Here is a 15,627-nt window from a genome sequence, read left to right as displayed (position 1 = left end):
CGGTCACCCCTGGTCCACGCTGGACTGACATCACTCAGGGTGCACCGGCGGTGACGCTGCGATCCAGCCCGCCGGACCAACAGCCAGCCAACCACTGGATCCGATCCTCGTCTTCTTCCGGACCTATTTCGGGGAGTCGCAGCCGTGATCAGCCAGGCAAGCAGCAGGCAGTGCACGGTAGAGCTCCAAGCCCTGCCGTCGCGGATCGGTCAGGTCCGCAGAATCGTGTCGGCGCAACTGCGCTACTGGAATCTCGATTGTCTGATCGAGAAAGCGGCGCTCGGTGTCACCGAGTTGCTGACCAACGTCCATCAACACGCCAAGCCGGACAAGATCTGCACCGTGGAGATCGAGCTGCTGCTCGACCGGCTGACCGTGTCCGTCCACGATCACGACCCTCGGCTCCCCACGCCCTGCCCTCCCGACCCCCTGGCCACCTCGGGCCGGGGGCTCGCGCTCATCGAGGCCGTCAGCGAGAGCTGGGGCGCCAAGCCGGAGGGCGAGTCAGGGAAGGTCGTGTGGTTCACGCTTCCGGCCCCCACGACCGCGCCCGTGGCGCTGCCGTCGCGCCTGGTCTACGGAACGGCCGGGGGAACGGCCTTCACCGAGCCCGTACCGTTCGGCGACGGTGTGGAGGCGGCGCCGCGCGGCCATGCGGGCGCTGCCCGGTCGGCCGTCGCCCGCTGAGCCGCGGCCCGCAGGCCGGTGCCCCACCGGCCTGCGGCGTACGGCGGCCGCTGCGTACCGGCCACGCCGGCCGCCGCCCCGGGCGGCGGCCTCCCGCGTACCGCGGCGCGTTACGGCTCGCGGGCGCGTACGTCAGTCCACCGGGACCAGCGTGAGGTACGCCATGCCGAGCACGCCCCGGTAGCCGTTCAGCCAGCTGCCCCGCTGGCGGTCGACGCGCTCGCGGGTCTCGGCCGCCAGGGGGTGACCGGGATTGCGGGCGAGCCAGAGCTCCACGTCGTGGCGGTAGCCGGACTCGAACTCCTCCCACTCGTCCTCGCCGGCCGTCTCGGTCCACGCCGGCCGGAAGCCCGCGTCGATCGCGAGGTCCACCAGGGCCCCGAGGTGGGGGTGGTCACCGGCGTTCGCCCCGGGCCACATGGCGGCCAGCTCCCCGGGGGTCGGAGTCCGCTGCCAGAACCCCTCGCCGAGCAGGACCCGGCCACCGGGCGCGACGAGCCTGCGCAGCTCGCGGAGCGCGGCCGGGGGGTCATGCGGGCCGTCGGGGTCGCACAGGGCCTGACTCGACCCCATGCACAGGACGACATCGGCGGGACCCCGGGTGGTGCCGAGCGCGGACTCGGCGACGAACTCGGCGCGTTCCGCGAGCCCTCGCGCCGTGGCGAGCTCCCGGCCGCGCGCGAGGTCCTCGGTGTTGATGTCGATGCCGGTACCGACCGCGCCGGGCACGGCTTCGAGCACACGGAGCATGAACTCGCCCCAGCCGCAACCGATGTCGAGGACGGTGGCGGGGTCGGTGGCGGCGAGCCGCTCCACCATGCGGGCGGCCCGCGCCTGGGACATCGGGCCGTGGAACGCGAGGTGGGTGAGACGGGGCGGCTGCTGTTCGATTGCGGTCATGATCCCGGACCTTAGTTCGATCTTTCGTTCCCGTACGCCGAATTTCCACGTAACGACGGCGGTGAACGCGGCTCACGGGTGGCCTGCGCACGCGACTCACGGGTGGCCGGGGTGCCGACCGGCACGGCTGTCAGACGGCGGGGCGACGGGGTCGGCCGTCAGGCGATCGGATGGCCGAGTGCGGCCGTCAGGCGACGGGGCGGCCGTCAGTCAGGCGACGGGGCGGCCGTCAGGCGAGGGGGGGGCGGCCGTCAGACGGCGGGGCGGCTGTCAGGCGACGGGGGGCGGCTGTCAGGCGACGGGGCGGCCGAGGGCGGCCAGGGGGTCGTCCAGCACTGGCTGCCACGCCAGTTCGGCCGCTCCGGCCAGACTGTTGTGGTCCAGGGTGCAGCCGAGGATCGGCACGCCACCGCTGCGGCCCCACAGGCTGCGGTCGGCCACGACCGCGCGCAGCCGTTCCGGGTCCGCCGCCAGGAGTTCGCGGTGCAGCCCGCCGAGGATGATCCGGTCCGGGTTGAGGATGTTCACGAGCCCCGCGAGGCCCAGGCCCAGGCGGTCGATCAGCTCCTCGGTGGCCGCCCGCACGCCCGGGTCGCCGCTCTCCGTGCGCAGCAGGTCCCGCGCCTGCTGGAGCAGGGAGACCTCGGGCCCTGGCGCGCGCCCGGCGGCCGTGAGGAAGGCGAGCGGATCGGCCTCGACGTCGAGGCAGCCGCGGCTGCCGCAATGGCAGGGGCGCCCCTCCGGGTTGACGGTGAGGTGCCCGACCTCCAGCGCGAGGCCCGAGCTGCCGGTGTGCAGCCGCCCGTCGAGGACGAGGGCGCCCCCGACTCCCCGGTGCCCGGTGGCGACGCACAGCAGGTGCTGGGCGCCCCGGCCGGCGCCGTGCCGGTGCTCCGCCAGCGCGGCGAGGTTGACGTCGTTGCCGGTGAAGGCGGGCCCCTCGATGCCGGCCGCCAGGACCAGGTCGGCGAAGATCGCGCGGACGGGCGCCCCGGCGGGCCACGCCAGGTGCAGCGGGTTCAGGGCGGTGCCCTCGGGTTCGGCGACCGCGGACGGCACGGCGAGCCCCGCGCCGACGCAGCGCCGCCCGCTCTCGCGGAGCAGCAGCGCCCCCGCGTCCACGACGGCGGCCAGGACCTGGGCCGGGTCCGCGGTGACCTCCACGCAGCCGGGTGCGGTGGCCACGATGCGGCCGCCGAGACCGACGAGCGCGGCACGGAACCCGTCGGCGTGGATCTGGGCGGCCAGGGCGACGGGGCCGCGGTCGTCGACGGTGAGCCGGTGCGAGGGGCGGCCCTGGGATCCGGCGGCGGCGCCGGGGCGCGAGTCGACGCGGATGAGGCCGAGCGCCTCCAGCTCGGCGGCGACTGCGCCGGCCGTGGCACGGGTGACGCCGAGTTCGGCGGTGAGCACGGCACGGGTGGGGGCGCGGCCCGTGTGGACCAGTTCCAGCGCGGGTCCGAGGGCGCTGCGGCCTCTGTCGAGCCGTGTCCGGGTCGTCGTCGCCTTGCCGTTCATGGGGCCGAGTCTCCCATGATCCAGCGGCGCGGCAGCGCCCGCCCGCTGTTTCGGCGGACGCCCGGCGGGTACTGCGGGCAGCGGTGACGACAGACGCGCCGACGGCACCGGAAGACCCGCACCGGAGACCCAGGCCGGACATACGGCGGACGTACGCGGGCGCACGGCCGACGCACATCAGGCGCATGGCAGGCGCAGGGCGGGCGTACGGCGGGCGCACAGCAGGCGCACACCAGACCCACGGACGCACGGGAGGCTCGATGTCACGCTCCGGCGGTGCGACGAAGACGCGGGAGACGACGGTGAGGGAGCTGCTGGACGAGCACGGACGGACGTACGCCGATGAGGCGGGGATCCGGCTCAGGGACACCCCGCAGCCGCTGTACCAGCTCCTCGTCCTCGCCCATCTGCTGAGCGCCCGCATCCGGGCGTCCGCGGCGGTGGGGGCGGCCCGGGCGCTGTTCGACGCCGGCATGAAGGACGCCCGGCACATGAGGGACGCCACGTGGCAGCAACGGGTGGACGCGCTCGGTGCGGGGGGCTACCGCCGCTACGACGAGCGGACGGCGACCCAGCTGGGAGAGGGCGCCGAACTCGTCCTGGACACGTACCAGGGCGACCTGCGGCGGCTCCACGAGGAGGCCGGGGGCGACAGGGACCGGTTGCGCGCCCTGCTCCAGGAGGTGCCCGGCGTCGGCCCGGCCGGGGCGGACATCTTCCTGCGCGAGGCGCAGGGCGTCTGGCCGGAACTGGCGCCGTACCTGGACTCCAGGACGCTCGACGGGGCGAAGCGGCTGGGGCTCCCCACGGACCCGGACGAGCTGGCCGGTCTGGTCGGCGCGAAGGAGCTGCCCGCGTTCGCGGCGGCGTTGGTGCGCGCGGCGCTCGACCGCCATGTCGTGGACGAGGTTCAGGAAGCGCAGAACGCACACTCAGAGGGAGGATCCGGATGACCACCTCCGACCGCGGCGGACTTCCGCTGCCCGATTTCGACCAACTGCCCGTCGGCACCCTGCAGCACCGCATCCGCTCGCTGGGCAGCGACGATCTCGATCAGCTGTTGCGGTACGAGCGACAGCACGCCCACCGCACGCAGGTCGAGCAGCTGCTCACGTCGCGCAAGCGGCAGCTGGACGCGGGGGCCGCGCCGTCCGGCGGCGACCCCGAGGGGTTCCGGCCGGAGCGCGCCGGTCACGCCGAGGGCGGCTCGCCGGTCTCGCCGGCCACCTCTCCACAGCCGTCGAGCCCGCCGCCGCACGGCACGCCGGACCAGCGGGGCAAGCCCAAGGGCGACCGCACGGTGTGACCCGGCCGGCCCGGCAGCGGACGCTGCCGGGCCGCCGTGAGACCACGGGCCTGGCCACGACATGTGGCCGGGCCCGTGACGTCAGGCCCGCGAGCGGGTCACACCCGTGAGGTCACGCCCGTGAGGTCACGCCCGTGCGGGTCGCGGCCGACGGGGCCGCTCCGACGGGCCGGGGTGGTCGACGGCGGGCCGGGGCCCGGTCGGCGGTCGGCCGGGACCCGCGCGAAGGCGGCCCCGGGCTGGTCGAAGGCGGACCGACATCTGAACCGGGGGCCTGGTCGAGGGCGGCCGACATCTGAACCGGGCCTGGTTGAAGGCGGTCGGCGCGGGGCCCTATCCTGAGTTTGTGCCGCTACTAAACAAACTCGGGTCGGCCATACGGGGGGCCTCGGGCGGAGACCCCGCCGCACACCCCCGCTCCCGCTCCGCCCGCCACTCCCCGACCCAGCACTCCCCGTCCCGCGACTCCCCGCCCGACCGCTTCCCGACCCAGCACTCCCCGACCCGCGACTCCCCGCCCGACCACTCCCCGACCCGCGACTCACCGCCCGACCACTCCCGGGCCCAGCACTCCCCATCCCGCGACTCCCCGCCCGACCACTCCCCGTCCCGTCACACCCCCACCCGCGATCGCCTGCCCCACCTCTCCCCCACCCGCGATCGGCCGCCCCACCGCTCCTCCACGCGCGATCCCCTGTCCCGTCTCCGTCTCGCCCTCACCCTCTTCTTCGCCCTCGACGGGTTCCTCTTCGCCGGCTGGGTCGTCCGCATCCCCGCCATCAAGCAGCAGACCGGATCGTCGGCGAGCGACCTCGGCCTCGCCCTCCTCGGTGTCTCGGCGGGCGCCGTGGTGACGATGACCCTCACCGGGCGGCTGTGCCGTCGCTTCGGCAGCAGGACGGTCACCGTCGCCGCCGGTATCGCGCTGTCCCTGAGCATCGCCCTGCCGCCGCTCACCCGTTCGGCGGCCGCGCTCGGGCTGGTCCTGCTGGTCTTCGGCACCGCGTACGGGGCCGTCAACGTGGCCATGAACAGCGCCGCCGTCGACCTCGTCGCGGCGCTGCGCCGACCGGTGATGCCCAGCTTCCATGCCGCCTTCAGCCTCGGCGGGATGCTGGGCGCCGGGCTCGGGGCGCTGGTCGCCGGCGGTCTGTCCCCCACCGCTCACCTGCTCGGGCTGACCGCCGCAGGACTGCTGCTCACGGCGGTCGCGGGGCCCATGCTGCTGCGCCATCCCTCTCCCGCGCCGCCGGACGCGCCGGCCGCACGACCGGGCGGCGGGACGACCGGGGCGGCGGGCGGGCCGACGGGCGGGGGCCGCCTCGACCGCCGGTCACGCCGGATCGTGACCGTCTTCGGCTTCATCGCGCTGTGCACCGCGTACGGGGAGGGGGCCATGGCCGACTGGGGCGCCCTGCACCTGGAACAGGACCTGCGCGCCCACCCGGGCGCGGCCGCCGCCGGGTACTCGCTGTTCGCGCTGGCGATGACGGCCGGGCGGCTGTCGGGTACGGCGCTGCTGGAGCGGCTCGGCCAGACCCGCACCCTGGTGGCCGGCGGGGCGACCGCGGCCGTGGGCATGCTGCTCGGGGCGCTCGCGCCGACCGTGTGGCTCGCGCTGCTGGGGTTCGCCGTGACCGGTCTGGGCCTCGCCAACATCTTCCCGGTCGCGGTCTCCCGGGCGGGCGCGCTCGCGGGTCCCGCCGGGGTGGCCGCCGCGTCGACGCTCGGCTACGGCGGCATGCTCATCGGGCCTCCGGCGATCGGTTTCCTCGCGGACTGGTTCTCCCTGCCGGTCGCCCTGACGACGGTCGCGGCGCTGTCCGCAGGGGCGGCGCTCATCGGCTACGCGGCCCGCAACGCGTCGGCGGGCGGGGCGGGTTCACCCACACGGTCTGAGTAGCCGTACTCAGGCGGGAGCGCGGGGCGCGGCACACCATGGAACCGCCTTCGCCTGTTCCGTCCAGGGAGACTCCATGAACACGCCCCATGTCCGCGCCCTCGCCCGACTGACCTTCGGCAACCTCGCCTCACAGGTCTACCTCGCCGTCGTGGCCGTGGTCGCGGCGCTCGTCGCGTACGACACCTGGTTCGTGGCGCACGAGGACGCGTCGTTCGCCTTCGTCGGGCTGTTCGCCGTGGCCGCGCCGGCGATCCTGCTGTTCTTCGCCGTCGGATCGCTGGGCGGAGACGCGCTGCTGTCGTCGGACGCGTTCGTCTGGACGGCGCTGGTCCTCTCCGTGCTGATCCAGTCCCTCGCCCTCGGCGCGCTCCTCCGGCTGGTGACCGCGGCGGGTCACCCCCGTCCACATCGCGGTTGAGCCTCGTCCGGTCTCCCGCCCGCTGTCAGAATCCCGACATGGACACGACCGAGTACATCAAGACCCTCGCCCGGGAAGGGCGGTTGCTGGCCGATGCCGCCGAGCGGGCGGGAACAGAGGCTCCCGTGCCGACCTGCCCCGGGTGGCGGGTCGCGGATCTGCTGCGGCACACGGGGGTGGTGCACCGCTGGGCGGCGGCGTTCGTCACCGAGGGGTACGCCTCCTTCCATCCGGAACCGGACGAGCCCGCCATCGACGGGACGGCGCTCCTGGACTGGTACCGGGAGAGCCATGGACTCCTCGTCGGCGCGCTGACCGAGGCGCCCGCCACCCTGGAGTGCTGGACGTTCCTGCCGGCGCCGTCACCGCGCGCGTTCTGGGCCAGGCGGCAGGCGCACGAGACGGCCGTGCACCGGGTGGACGCGGAGTCGGCGCTTCCGGCGACGGCCGGCCGGGCGACGCCGGTCGAGGCCCGGTTCGCGGCGGACGGGGTCGACGAGCTGCTCTGCGGGTTCCACGCCCGCGAGAAGAGCCGGGTGCGGACCGCCGCACCGGCCACACTGCGCGTCCGGGCCACGGACACGGGCGACGTGTGGACCGTCACGCTGACGGAGCGGCCGCCGCGCACCACGCGCACCGACGAGGGGCCCGCCGACTGCGAACTCGCCGGGCCCGCCGACAAGCTGTACCTGCTGTTGTGGAACAGGCTCGCCGACGCCTCCCCGGCCGTCACCGTCTCGGGCGACGACAGGCCGCTGCGGTTGTGGCGCGAGACGTCCGCCGTGATCTGACGCCCTCGGGAAGAGCCGCGGTACGGCGTACGGGATCCGCGAAGGGACCGGGCGGGCGCCGCGCGCCGTACCGCGGGCGCACGCCGTGCCTACCGGCGGCGGTCCAGGGTCTCCAGCGCCCTCCGCGCCACCCCGCTGGTCCTGACGATTCCGGCCAGCGTCGTCGCGCCGCGGGTGATGTCCGTGAACGCCTTCCACGCGGGCCGCAGCCCGGTGATCGCGGCGTGCAGCACGCCCGGCCGCCGTTCGAAGACGGTCAGCATCCGCCGTCCGACCGCCATTTCGACACCCAGCCCCGCCTTGACGGCGAACGCGTAGTTCAGCGCCTGCCTGCGCGCGTCCACCGCGTCGTGCGACTCGGCGATCCGGACCGCCCACTCTCCCGCGAGCCGCCCCGACCGCAGCGCGAACGAGATGCCCTCACGGGTCCAGGGTTCCAGCAGTCCCGCCGCGTCCCCGCACACGAGCACCCGCCCGCGCGACAGGGGCGAGTCGTCGCTGCGGCAGCGGGTCAGGTGGCCCGACGAGATCGCGGGCTCGAACCCGGCGAGCCCCAGCCGGGCGATGAAGTCCTCCAGGTACCGCTTGGTCGCGGCGCCGTCACCGCGCGCCGAGATGACACCCACGGTGAGCCTGTCCCCCTTGGGGAACACCCAGCCGTAACTGCCGGGCAGCGGGCCCCAGTCGAGGAGCACGCGGCCCCGCCAGTCCTCCGCGACGGGGGCCGGCACCGGGATCTCCGCCTCCAGACCGAGGTCGACCTGGTCGAGCTTGACGCCAACATGCGCTCCTATGCGGCTGGCGCTGCCGTCCGCGCCGACCACCGACCGCGCCAGGATCGTCTCGCCGTCGGCGAGGACGACGGCGACGGTCCTGCGGTCCGGGACGGCCGCGCCGTGCTGTTCCACCCGCACCACCGTCACGCCGGTGCGCAGCTCGGCGCCCGCCTTCTGCGCGTGCTCCACCAGCTGGGCGTCGAACTCGGGCCGGTCGATCAGTCCGAACAGCATCCGGCGGGACCGGCGCGTGCGGGTGAACCGGCCGTTCAGGGAGAACGTGACGGCGTTCACACGGTCGCGCAGGGGCAGTTCGAAACCGGGGGGAAGCGCGTCCCGCGAGGGGCCGATGATGCCGCCGCCGCAGGTCTTGTAGCGGGGCAGCTCCGCTTTCTCCAGGAGCAGCACCCGGCGGCCCGTGACGGCCGCCGCATAGGCGGCGGACGCGCCCGCCGGGCCGGCGCCGACCACGACGACGTCCCACACGTGCGCGGAGTTCTCGTTTCCGGCGTCTGCGTTCTCGCTGCTCACGATGTGCTTCTGCTCCGATCCCGACCCGTGGCCCAAGCTCTCGACCGCATCCTACGGCGCGGGCCCGCGCATCCCCTGTGGGAGGATCGGACCCGCGTTCGCCGCACACCCATTGCGCAACGTCCGTGTCGATACGTCTCAACGTCGCACCCACGAGGAGCGTGCCCATGACCGCCCAGCCGACCGCCCAGCCGATCGTGCGGCCGATCGTCGAGCCGGCTGCCCGGCCGATCGCGGAGACCGTCGTCTCCCTGATGCCCCGCGCGAGGGCGGAGCTCACGGAGCTGGTGGCGTTCCGGTCCGTGGCCGATCCCGCTCAGTTCCCGAAGAGCGAGTGCGAGGCCGCGGCGGCGTGGGTGGCGCGGGCGCTGACCTCCGAGGGCTTCGAGGACGTGGCGGTCTTCGACACCCCGGACGGTTCGCAGTCCGTGTACGGCCACCTCGCCGGGCCCGAAGGTGCCCCGACCGTGCTGCTGTACGCCCACTACGACGTGCAGCCGCCGCTGGACCTGGCGGGCTGGGACACGCCCCCGTTCGAGCTGACCGAGCGGAACGGCCGCTGGTACGGGCGCGGCGCCGCCGACTGCAAGGGCGGGTTCATCATGCACCTGCTCGCGCTGCGCGCCCTGAAGGCGAACGGCGGGATACCGGTGGGCGTCAAGGTCGTCGTGGAGGGCTCGGAGGAGCAGGGCACCGGCGGTCTGGAGCGGTACGCGGAGGCGCACCCCGAGCTGCTCGCCGCCGACGCGATCGTGATCGGCGACACTGGGAACTTCCGTGCCGGTCTGCCGACGGTCACGTCGTCGCTGCGCGGGATGACGATGCTGCGGATCCAGGTGGACACGCTGGAGGGGAACCTGCACTCGGGGCAGTTCGGCGGGGCCGCGCCGGACGCGCTGGCCGCGCTGATCCGCGTACTGGACTCGCTGCGGGCCGAGGACGGTACGACCACGGTGGACGGCATGCCCGCCGACGCCGCCTGGGACGGCCTGGAGTACCCGGAGGAGGACTTCCGCCGGGACGCCAAGGTGCTGGACGGTGTGGGTCTCATCGGCGGAGGTTCGATCGCGGACCGGCTGTGGGCGCGGCCCGCGGTCACCGTCATGGGCATCGACTGCCCGCCGGTCGTCGGCGCGACGCCGTCGCTGCAGGCCACCGCGCGGGCGCAGATCAGTCTGCGGGTGCCGCCGGGCCAGGACGCGGCCGAGGCGACGAAGCTGCTGACGGAGCACCTGCGGGCGCACACGCCGTGGGGCGCGCGGTTGACGGTGGAGCAGGTCGGACAGGGGCAGCCGTTCCAGGCGGACGTCGCCAGTCCCGCGTACACGTCGATGGCCGAGGCGATGCGGGTGGCGTACCCGGGCCGGGAGATGCAGACGGCCGGCATGGGCGGGTCGATCCCGCTGTGCAACACGCTCGGCGCGCTGTACCCGGACGCGGAGATCCTGCTGATCGGGCTGAGCGATCCGGAGGCGCAGATCCACGCCGTGAACGAGAGCGTGTCGCCGGAGGAGCTGGAGCGGATGTCGGTCGCCGAGGCGCTGTTCCTGCTCGACTACGCCCGTTCGAAGCGGGCTTGACGGCTCCGGCGGCACGGAAACGGTCGTCCCGCCAGGTCCGGCAGGTCCGGCAGGTCCGGCAGCGGAACCGCGGAGCCGTGGCGGCCCGTTGAGCCGTCAGCGGAATCGCTGAGGGCGAAGACACCGGACGGCGGGGGTACGCGGTGCGTACCTTCGCCGCATGGACTTCCTTCAGGTGCTGCCCCGGCTCCACATGCTGCGCTTCTCCATCGGCCAGGCGTACCTGTGGGTCGACCGGGACGGGGACGAGCTCACGCTGGTCGACGCCGGCTGGGCGGGCGCCGCCCCGGACATCGAGAAGGCGCTGCGCGGCGCCGGCCTGCGCCCCGAGGCGCTGCGCCGGATCGTGCTCACGCACTGCCACCGCGACCATGTGGGCGCGGCGGAGGAGCTGGCCGGGCGGTTCGGCGCCCGGGTGCTGGCGCACCGGCTGGACGCGCCGGTGGTGCGGGGCGAGGTGCCGGTCCCCGAACCCGCCCTGCTGGACTGGGAGATACCGCTGTACGAGCACGGGCTGACGGTGCCCGTCGCGCCGCCCACCCGGGTCGACAGGGAGCTGGTGGACGGCGAGGAGCTGGGGTTCGGCGACGGAGCGCGGGTGGTGCACACGCCCGGCCACACGGACGGTTCGATCGCCGTCCATCTGCCCCGCCACGGTGTGCTGTTCACGGGCGACACCGTGGCATCGGTGGGGCAGGTGGCGCTGGGCGTGTTCCATGTGGACCGCGAGCGGGCCAAGGCGTCGATGCGGCGGCTGGCCTCGCTCGCGCCGGACACGGTGTCCACGGTGTGCTTCGGGCACGGCGAGCCGCTCACGGCCGACGCGGCGGCCGTGCTGCGGGCGTCAGCCGACCGGGACGCCGGCCTCTAGGTTCAGGACGGTGCCGCGCTCCCTGGCGCGCAGGGCCCAGCGGAGCCGCTCGTAGCGGGCCGGGGGCAGCAGCGCCGCCGCCTCCGCCTCGGTGGCGAAGCACCAGCCGCGCAGTTCCGGTCCTGGCAGCAGCACCCCGGCGGCCTGCGCGCCGGTCAGCCGCCCGCCGTCGAACAGCAGGCGCAGCCCGCCGTATCCGGGCGGGTGCGGCGGCTCCCAGTCGACCACCAGCAGCCGTGGTACGGAGGCGAGTCGGAGCCCGGTCTCCTCGGCGACCTCCCGCATGCCGGCCCGCGCCGGGGCCTCCCCCGGCTCGACCACCCCGCCGGGGAACTCCCAGCCGGGCTTGTACGTCGGGTCGACGAGCAAGACGCGGTCCTGTGCGTCGAAGAGCAGCACGCCGGCGGCGAGGGTCTCGCCCGTCGGCTCGGGTGTCTGGACGATCTCGCAGCTGGCCGCCGCGCCGGTGCGCAGGGCGTCGGCGATGGCCTTCGCGGTCTTGTCCGGGGTGAGGGCGCCGTTGTCCACGGCGTACGCGTCGGCGGACAGCCAGCCGCCGAGCGCCGCGTGGTAGGGCTCGATGTGGTCGTACGCCCAGCGCCTGACCCGTTCGCTGCCCTCCGGGTCGTCGGGGAACTCCTCCCGGTCGGCGATCCGACCGCGCAGGATCGTTTCGTCCGGGGTCAGGACGATGTGGCGGACCGCGATCCGGCGGGCGGCGAGCCCGCCGAAGATCTCGTCGCGGTACTCCTGCCGCAGCAGGGTCATCGGCACCACCAGCACCCCGCCCACCTCGGCGAGCAGCGCGGCGGCGGTGTCCACGACGAGGCGCCGCCAGATCGGCAGCTCCTGGTAGTCGGTGACGTCCGCGAGTCTCTTCTGCGGCAGCAGCAGCCGCAGCCCGCCGCCGATCAACTCGGGGTCGTACAAGGTGCTGTTCGGGATCAGGTCGATCAGTTCCCGCGCGGCACTGGTCTTGCCGGCGCTGAACGCACCGTTGATCCAGACGATCACGGTTCCCCCCTCTTCCGTAGCCCCCAGTGGCTTGCCCCCAACACCCTGCCACGGAAACCCACGCCCCATGGCGGGTGTCCGACGGCACACGCAACTGTGGCCGGGCTGTTGCGCACGACCGACGGCGTTCCCGCCGCCCGGCACTCTTCGTACGAAGAGATACCCGGGCCGGCGTAACACCCGTGGGCGGGCGTCGTTGGACTGGCGACGGACAGGGGGCGCGGCGGTGTCGCGCACGGTACGGGAGAGGCCCCGCGCTGGGCCGGTCTCGCGCCCGGCCCCAGGCCCCGCGGCCCTCCCGGCCTCGCGGCTCGCCCGGACGGGTCGCGGACGGGGTCGTGCGCCGGGCTCGTGGGCGACGCGCCGCGCCCCGCACCACCACGCACCCACCGGGAGTCCCCATGCCGCGCGTCCCCCTGCGCCGTACCGCACTCGCCGCCACGATGGCGGGCCTGCTGCTCGCACCGGCCGCCCCGGCGGCGGCCAGCGCGAACGCCTGCACGCATCACCTGAGCGGTCCGCAGATCTGCATCCGGCTGGACGGCCGCAACGGGTGGAACTCCATCACCGCGATCTGGACGAACCCGCCCGAGCGGCTCACCCGGCGGGAGGTCACCCTCTACCGCGACGGTGAACGCCTGGCCACGGCCACCGCCAAGCGGTCCGGCAAGACGCTGCGCCACACCTGGCCCACGATGAACACGGGCACGGACACCGAACTGTGCGTCGCGTTCAAGGGCAGCCGCCGACTGGCCTGCGAGCACACCCGCTACGTCGGCCCCCGCGCATGACACGACCGCCCGGCACGCCCCCCGCCCGGCGTCGGCGCCAGGGGCACGGCGGGGGGCGGGGCGGGGGTGGGGTGTGTGGGGCAGGCGGGACGCGGGGGCCACGGGCCTGGCAGGGGCGGACCGGTTGGGACGCCGGGACGCGGGGGCCGGGTGGGGACCCCGAGCCGGGCGGGACGCCGGGACGCGGGGCCGGGGGACGCGCGGGGCCGGATGGGGGCCCCGGGCCGGGTGGGACGCGCGGGGCCGGGGGACGCGCAGGCCGGGGGACGCGCTGGGCCGGGAGGCGCACGGAGCCGGGAGACGCACGGAGCCGCGCGTCCGACGGGCGACGCGGCGCTCGGTGTGGCGCACGGCGTGTCGGCGCGGCGGGCGGGTGTCAGGCGATGACCTCCGCCGGCGACCCGCCGCGGTCCGCGCGGGCGACGGCGGCCGCTGCCGCCGCGCCGAGCAGGCCCGCGTCCGTGCCGGTGAGCGCCGGAGCCACCGTCAGGCCCCGCACGAAGGACAGCGTCGCGTAGTCGCCGAGGGCGCGCCGCAGCGGGCCGAACAGGACGTCCCCCGCGCCCGCGACTCCCCCGCCGATCACGGCGATCCGGATCTCGACGAGCGTCGCGACCGCCGCGATCCCCGCCGCGAGGGCCTGCGCGGCGCGTTCGAAGGAGGCGATGGCGACGGGGTCGCCGGCCTGCGCCGCCGCGGCCACACCCGCCGCCGTCGCGTCGCCGTCGGGGCCGGGGCGCCAGCCGTCGGCGACGGCGCGGCGGGCGATGTTGGGGCCGCTGGCGATCCGCTCGACGCAGCCGCGCCCCCCGCACGGGCAGGGGTCGCCGTCCAGGTCGACGCTGATGTGGCCGATGTGGCCTGCGTTGCCCGTGGGTCCTGTGTGGAGGCGGCCGCCGAGGACGAGCCCGCCGCCGACGCCGGTGGACACGACCATGCAGAGCGCGTCGGCGTAGCCCCGGGCGGCCCCCTGCCAGTGCTCGGCGGCGGTCACGGCGACACCGTCCCCGACGAGTTCCACGGGGCGGCCGCCGGTGACCCGGCGGACCCGCTCGACCAGCGGAAAGCCGCGCCAGCCGGGGACGTTGACGGGGCTCACGGTGCCCGCCGCCGCGTCGACGGGCCCCGCGCTGCCGATGCCGACGGCGGTCGCGCCCGCCCACAGCGGGGACGCGGCGAGGTCGGCGACGACCGCTTCGACGGCGCCCATCACCGTGTCGCCGTCCTCCTGCGCGGGGGTCGGGCGCTGCGCGCGCAGGAGGATCCTGCCGCCGCCGTCCACCAGCGCGCCGGCGATCTTGGTTCCGCCGATGTCGAGCGCGGCGACGAGGTCGGTGTGCATCGGTGTCGGGTCCCCCGTGTGAGCTGGTCGGACCTGCGGAATCGCCGCAGGGACTCTAGTTTCCCGGGTTCTGACAACGTTGTCCAGGGCCTATGCTCGACGCCACAGCCTTGCACACCGGACCGACGACTGGACAGGACAGCTCACTGTGGCCGAGATCGCCCGCCGCCCCGAACACCGCTACGGCAACCGGCCCACCATGAAGGACGTCGCCGCCCGGGCGGGCGTGGGCCTGAAGACCGTCTCGCGGGTCGTGAACGGGGAGCCGGGCGTCACCCCCGACACCGAACGGCGCGTCCAGGAGGCCATCGAGGCGCTCGGCTTCCGCCGCAACGACAGCGCACGCGTGCTGCGCAAGGGGCGTACGGCGTCGATCGGCCTTGTCCTGGAGGATCTCGCCGACCCGTTCTACGGCCCGTTGAGCCGTGCCGTGGAGGAGGTGGCGCGGGCCCACGGGGCGCTGCTCATCAACGGCTCGAGCGCCGAGGACCCGGACCGGGAGCAGGAGTTGGCGCTCGCGCTGTGCGCGCGCCGCGTCGACGGGCTGATCGTCATCCCCGCGGGCAACGACCACCGCTACCTGGAGCCGGAGATCAAGGCGGGGGTGGCCACCGTCTTCGTGGACCGTCCGGCCGGCCGGATCGACGCCGACGCGGTGCTGTCCGACAGCTACGGAGGCGCCCGCGAGGGTACGGCGCACCTCATCGCCCACGGTCACCGCAGGATCGGGTTCATCGGCGACCAGCCGCGCATCCACACCGCCGTGGAACGGCTGCGGGGCTACCGCGCGGCGATGGAGGACGCGGGGCTGCCGGTGCACGAATCGTGGGTGTCGCTCGGTTCGACCGCGCCCGCGCGTGTACGGGAGGCGCTGGCGGCGATGCTGACCGGGCCGGAACCCGTCACCGCGCTGTTCGCGGGCAACAACCGGGTGACGGTCACGGTCGTGCGTGAACTCGCCCGGCGCGAACGGCCGGTCGCGCTGGTCGGCTTCGACGACATCGAGCTCGCCGACCTGCTGGGCATCACGGTCGTGGCGCAGGACGCCGCGGCCCTGGGCCGCACGGCGGCGGAGCGCCTCTTCCACCGCCTGGACGGCCTGGACGAGGCGCCCGCGCGCCTGGAACTGGCGACGCTGCTGATCCCCAGGGGCTCCGCCGAGATCCCCCCGTCCTGACCGCACCCCCGGTCCGGCGCCG

The 15,627-nt window shown here is 75.0% G+C and carries 15 protein-coding genes; 10 read left to right on the top strand and 5 right to left on the bottom strand.

Annotation, left to right across the window (positions count from 1 at the left end):
* Positions 1-147: 147 nt before the first annotated feature.
* Positions 148-687 (top strand): ATP-binding protein, encoded by a 540-nt coding sequence (locus ACGF5U_RS15535; RefSeq protein WP_392714714.1) that lies wholly within the window; start codon positions 148-150, stop codon positions 685-687.
* Between the two features lie 132 nt (positions 688-819).
* On the opposite strand, the gene ACGF5U_RS15530 is transcribed toward ACGF5U_RS15535, so the two are convergent.
* Positions 820-1,587, bottom strand: coding sequence for a methyltransferase domain-containing protein (locus ACGF5U_RS15530; RefSeq protein WP_392714543.1), 768 nt, complete (start codon positions 1,585-1,587; stop codon positions 820-822).
* A 291-nt stretch (positions 1,588-1,878) separates the two neighbouring features.
* Entirely contained in the window at positions 1,879-3,105 is a 1,227-nt protein-coding gene (locus tag ACGF5U_RS15525) for an ROK family protein (RefSeq protein WP_392714542.1), read from the bottom strand.
* Positions 3,106-3,365: 260 nt separating this feature from the next.
* Between ACGF5U_RS15525 and ACGF5U_RS15520 the strand changes: the two genes are divergently transcribed.
* The 5 genes from ACGF5U_RS15520 to ACGF5U_RS15500 all read left to right on the top strand — a co-directional run bounded on the left by ACGF5U_RS15520 (position 3,366) and on the right by ACGF5U_RS15500 (position 7,523).
* Positions 3,366-4,058, top strand: a complete 693-nt coding sequence (locus ACGF5U_RS15520) for an endonuclease (RefSeq protein ID WP_392714541.1) — start codon at positions 3,366-3,368, stop codon at positions 4,056-4,058.
* Entirely contained in the window at positions 4,055-4,411 is a 357-nt protein-coding gene (locus ACGF5U_RS15515; RefSeq protein ID WP_392714540.1) for a hypothetical protein, read from the top strand. The genes ACGF5U_RS15520 and ACGF5U_RS15515 overlap by 4 nt, the downstream gene beginning before the upstream one ends.
* 634 nt (positions 4,412-5,045) lie before the next feature.
* Positions 5,046-6,314, top strand: coding sequence for an MFS transporter (locus ACGF5U_RS15510; RefSeq protein WP_392714713.1), 1,269 nt, complete (start codon positions 5,046-5,048; stop codon positions 6,312-6,314).
* 73 nt (positions 6,315-6,387) lie between these two features.
* Entirely contained in the window at positions 6,388-6,732 is a 345-nt protein-coding gene (locus tag ACGF5U_RS15505) for an SCO4225 family membrane protein (RefSeq protein WP_392714539.1), read from the top strand.
* A 38-nt stretch (positions 6,733-6,770) separates the two neighbouring features.
* Positions 6,771-7,523, top strand: a complete 753-nt coding sequence (locus tag ACGF5U_RS15500) for a maleylpyruvate isomerase family mycothiol-dependent enzyme (RefSeq protein ID WP_392714538.1) — start codon at positions 6,771-6,773, stop codon at positions 7,521-7,523.
* Between the two features lie 89 nt (positions 7,524-7,612).
* Here the strand turns inward: ACGF5U_RS15500 and ACGF5U_RS15495 are convergent, their stop codons facing one another.
* Positions 7,613-8,830, bottom strand: a complete 1,218-nt coding sequence (locus ACGF5U_RS15495; protein WP_392714537.1) for a geranylgeranyl reductase family protein — start codon at positions 8,828-8,830, stop codon at positions 7,613-7,615.
* 167 nt (positions 8,831-8,997) lie between these two features.
* On the opposite strand from ACGF5U_RS15495, the gene ACGF5U_RS15490 reads away from it, so the two are divergent.
* The gene (locus tag ACGF5U_RS15490; protein WP_392714536.1) at positions 8,998-10,410 is read left to right on the top strand and encodes a dipeptidase; all 1,413 of its coding nucleotides are present in this window, start codon (positions 8,998-9,000) and stop codon (positions 10,408-10,410) included.
* A 160-nt stretch (positions 10,411-10,570) separates the two neighbouring features.
* Positions 10,571-11,281 (top strand): MBL fold metallo-hydrolase, encoded by a 711-nt coding sequence (locus ACGF5U_RS15485; protein WP_392714535.1) that lies wholly within the window; start codon positions 10,571-10,573, stop codon positions 11,279-11,281.
* Here the strand turns inward: ACGF5U_RS15485 and ACGF5U_RS15480 are convergent.
* Positions 11,255-12,295, bottom strand: a complete 1,041-nt coding sequence (locus ACGF5U_RS15480; RefSeq protein ID WP_392714534.1) for an NUDIX domain-containing protein — start codon at positions 12,293-12,295, stop codon at positions 11,255-11,257. The two genes, ACGF5U_RS15485 and ACGF5U_RS15480, sit on opposite strands and share 27 nt — an antisense overlap.
* Before the next feature lie 401 nt (positions 12,296-12,696).
* Here ACGF5U_RS15480 and ACGF5U_RS15475 point away from each other — a divergent pair, with 401 nt between their 5' ends.
* The gene (locus ACGF5U_RS15475) at positions 12,697-13,086 is read left to right on the top strand and encodes a hypothetical protein (RefSeq protein ID WP_392714533.1); all 390 of its coding nucleotides are present in this window, start codon (positions 12,697-12,699) and stop codon (positions 13,084-13,086) included.
* 376 nt (positions 13,087-13,462) lie between these two features.
* Here ACGF5U_RS15475 and ACGF5U_RS15470 read toward each other — a convergent pair whose 3' ends face one another.
* The gene (locus ACGF5U_RS15470; RefSeq protein ID WP_392714532.1) at positions 13,463-14,428 is read right to left on the bottom strand and encodes an ROK family protein; all 966 of its coding nucleotides are present in this window, start codon (positions 14,426-14,428) and stop codon (positions 13,463-13,465) included.
* A gap of 199 nt (positions 14,429-14,627) precedes the next feature.
* On the opposite strand from ACGF5U_RS15470, the gene ACGF5U_RS15465 reads away from it, so the two are divergent.
* The gene (locus ACGF5U_RS15465) at positions 14,628-15,605 is read left to right on the top strand and encodes a LacI family DNA-binding transcriptional regulator (RefSeq protein ID WP_392714712.1); all 978 of its coding nucleotides are present in this window, start codon (positions 14,628-14,630) and stop codon (positions 15,603-15,605) included.
* Positions 15,606-15,627 lie beyond the last annotated feature (22 nt).

The sequence above is a fragment of the Streptomyces sp. NPDC047886 genome (genome assembly GCF_043204435.1).
Classification (GTDB): domain Bacteria; phylum Actinomycetota; class Actinomycetes; order Streptomycetales; family Streptomycetaceae; genus Streptomyces.
This window is presented reverse-complemented; position numbering and strand designations above follow the sequence as displayed.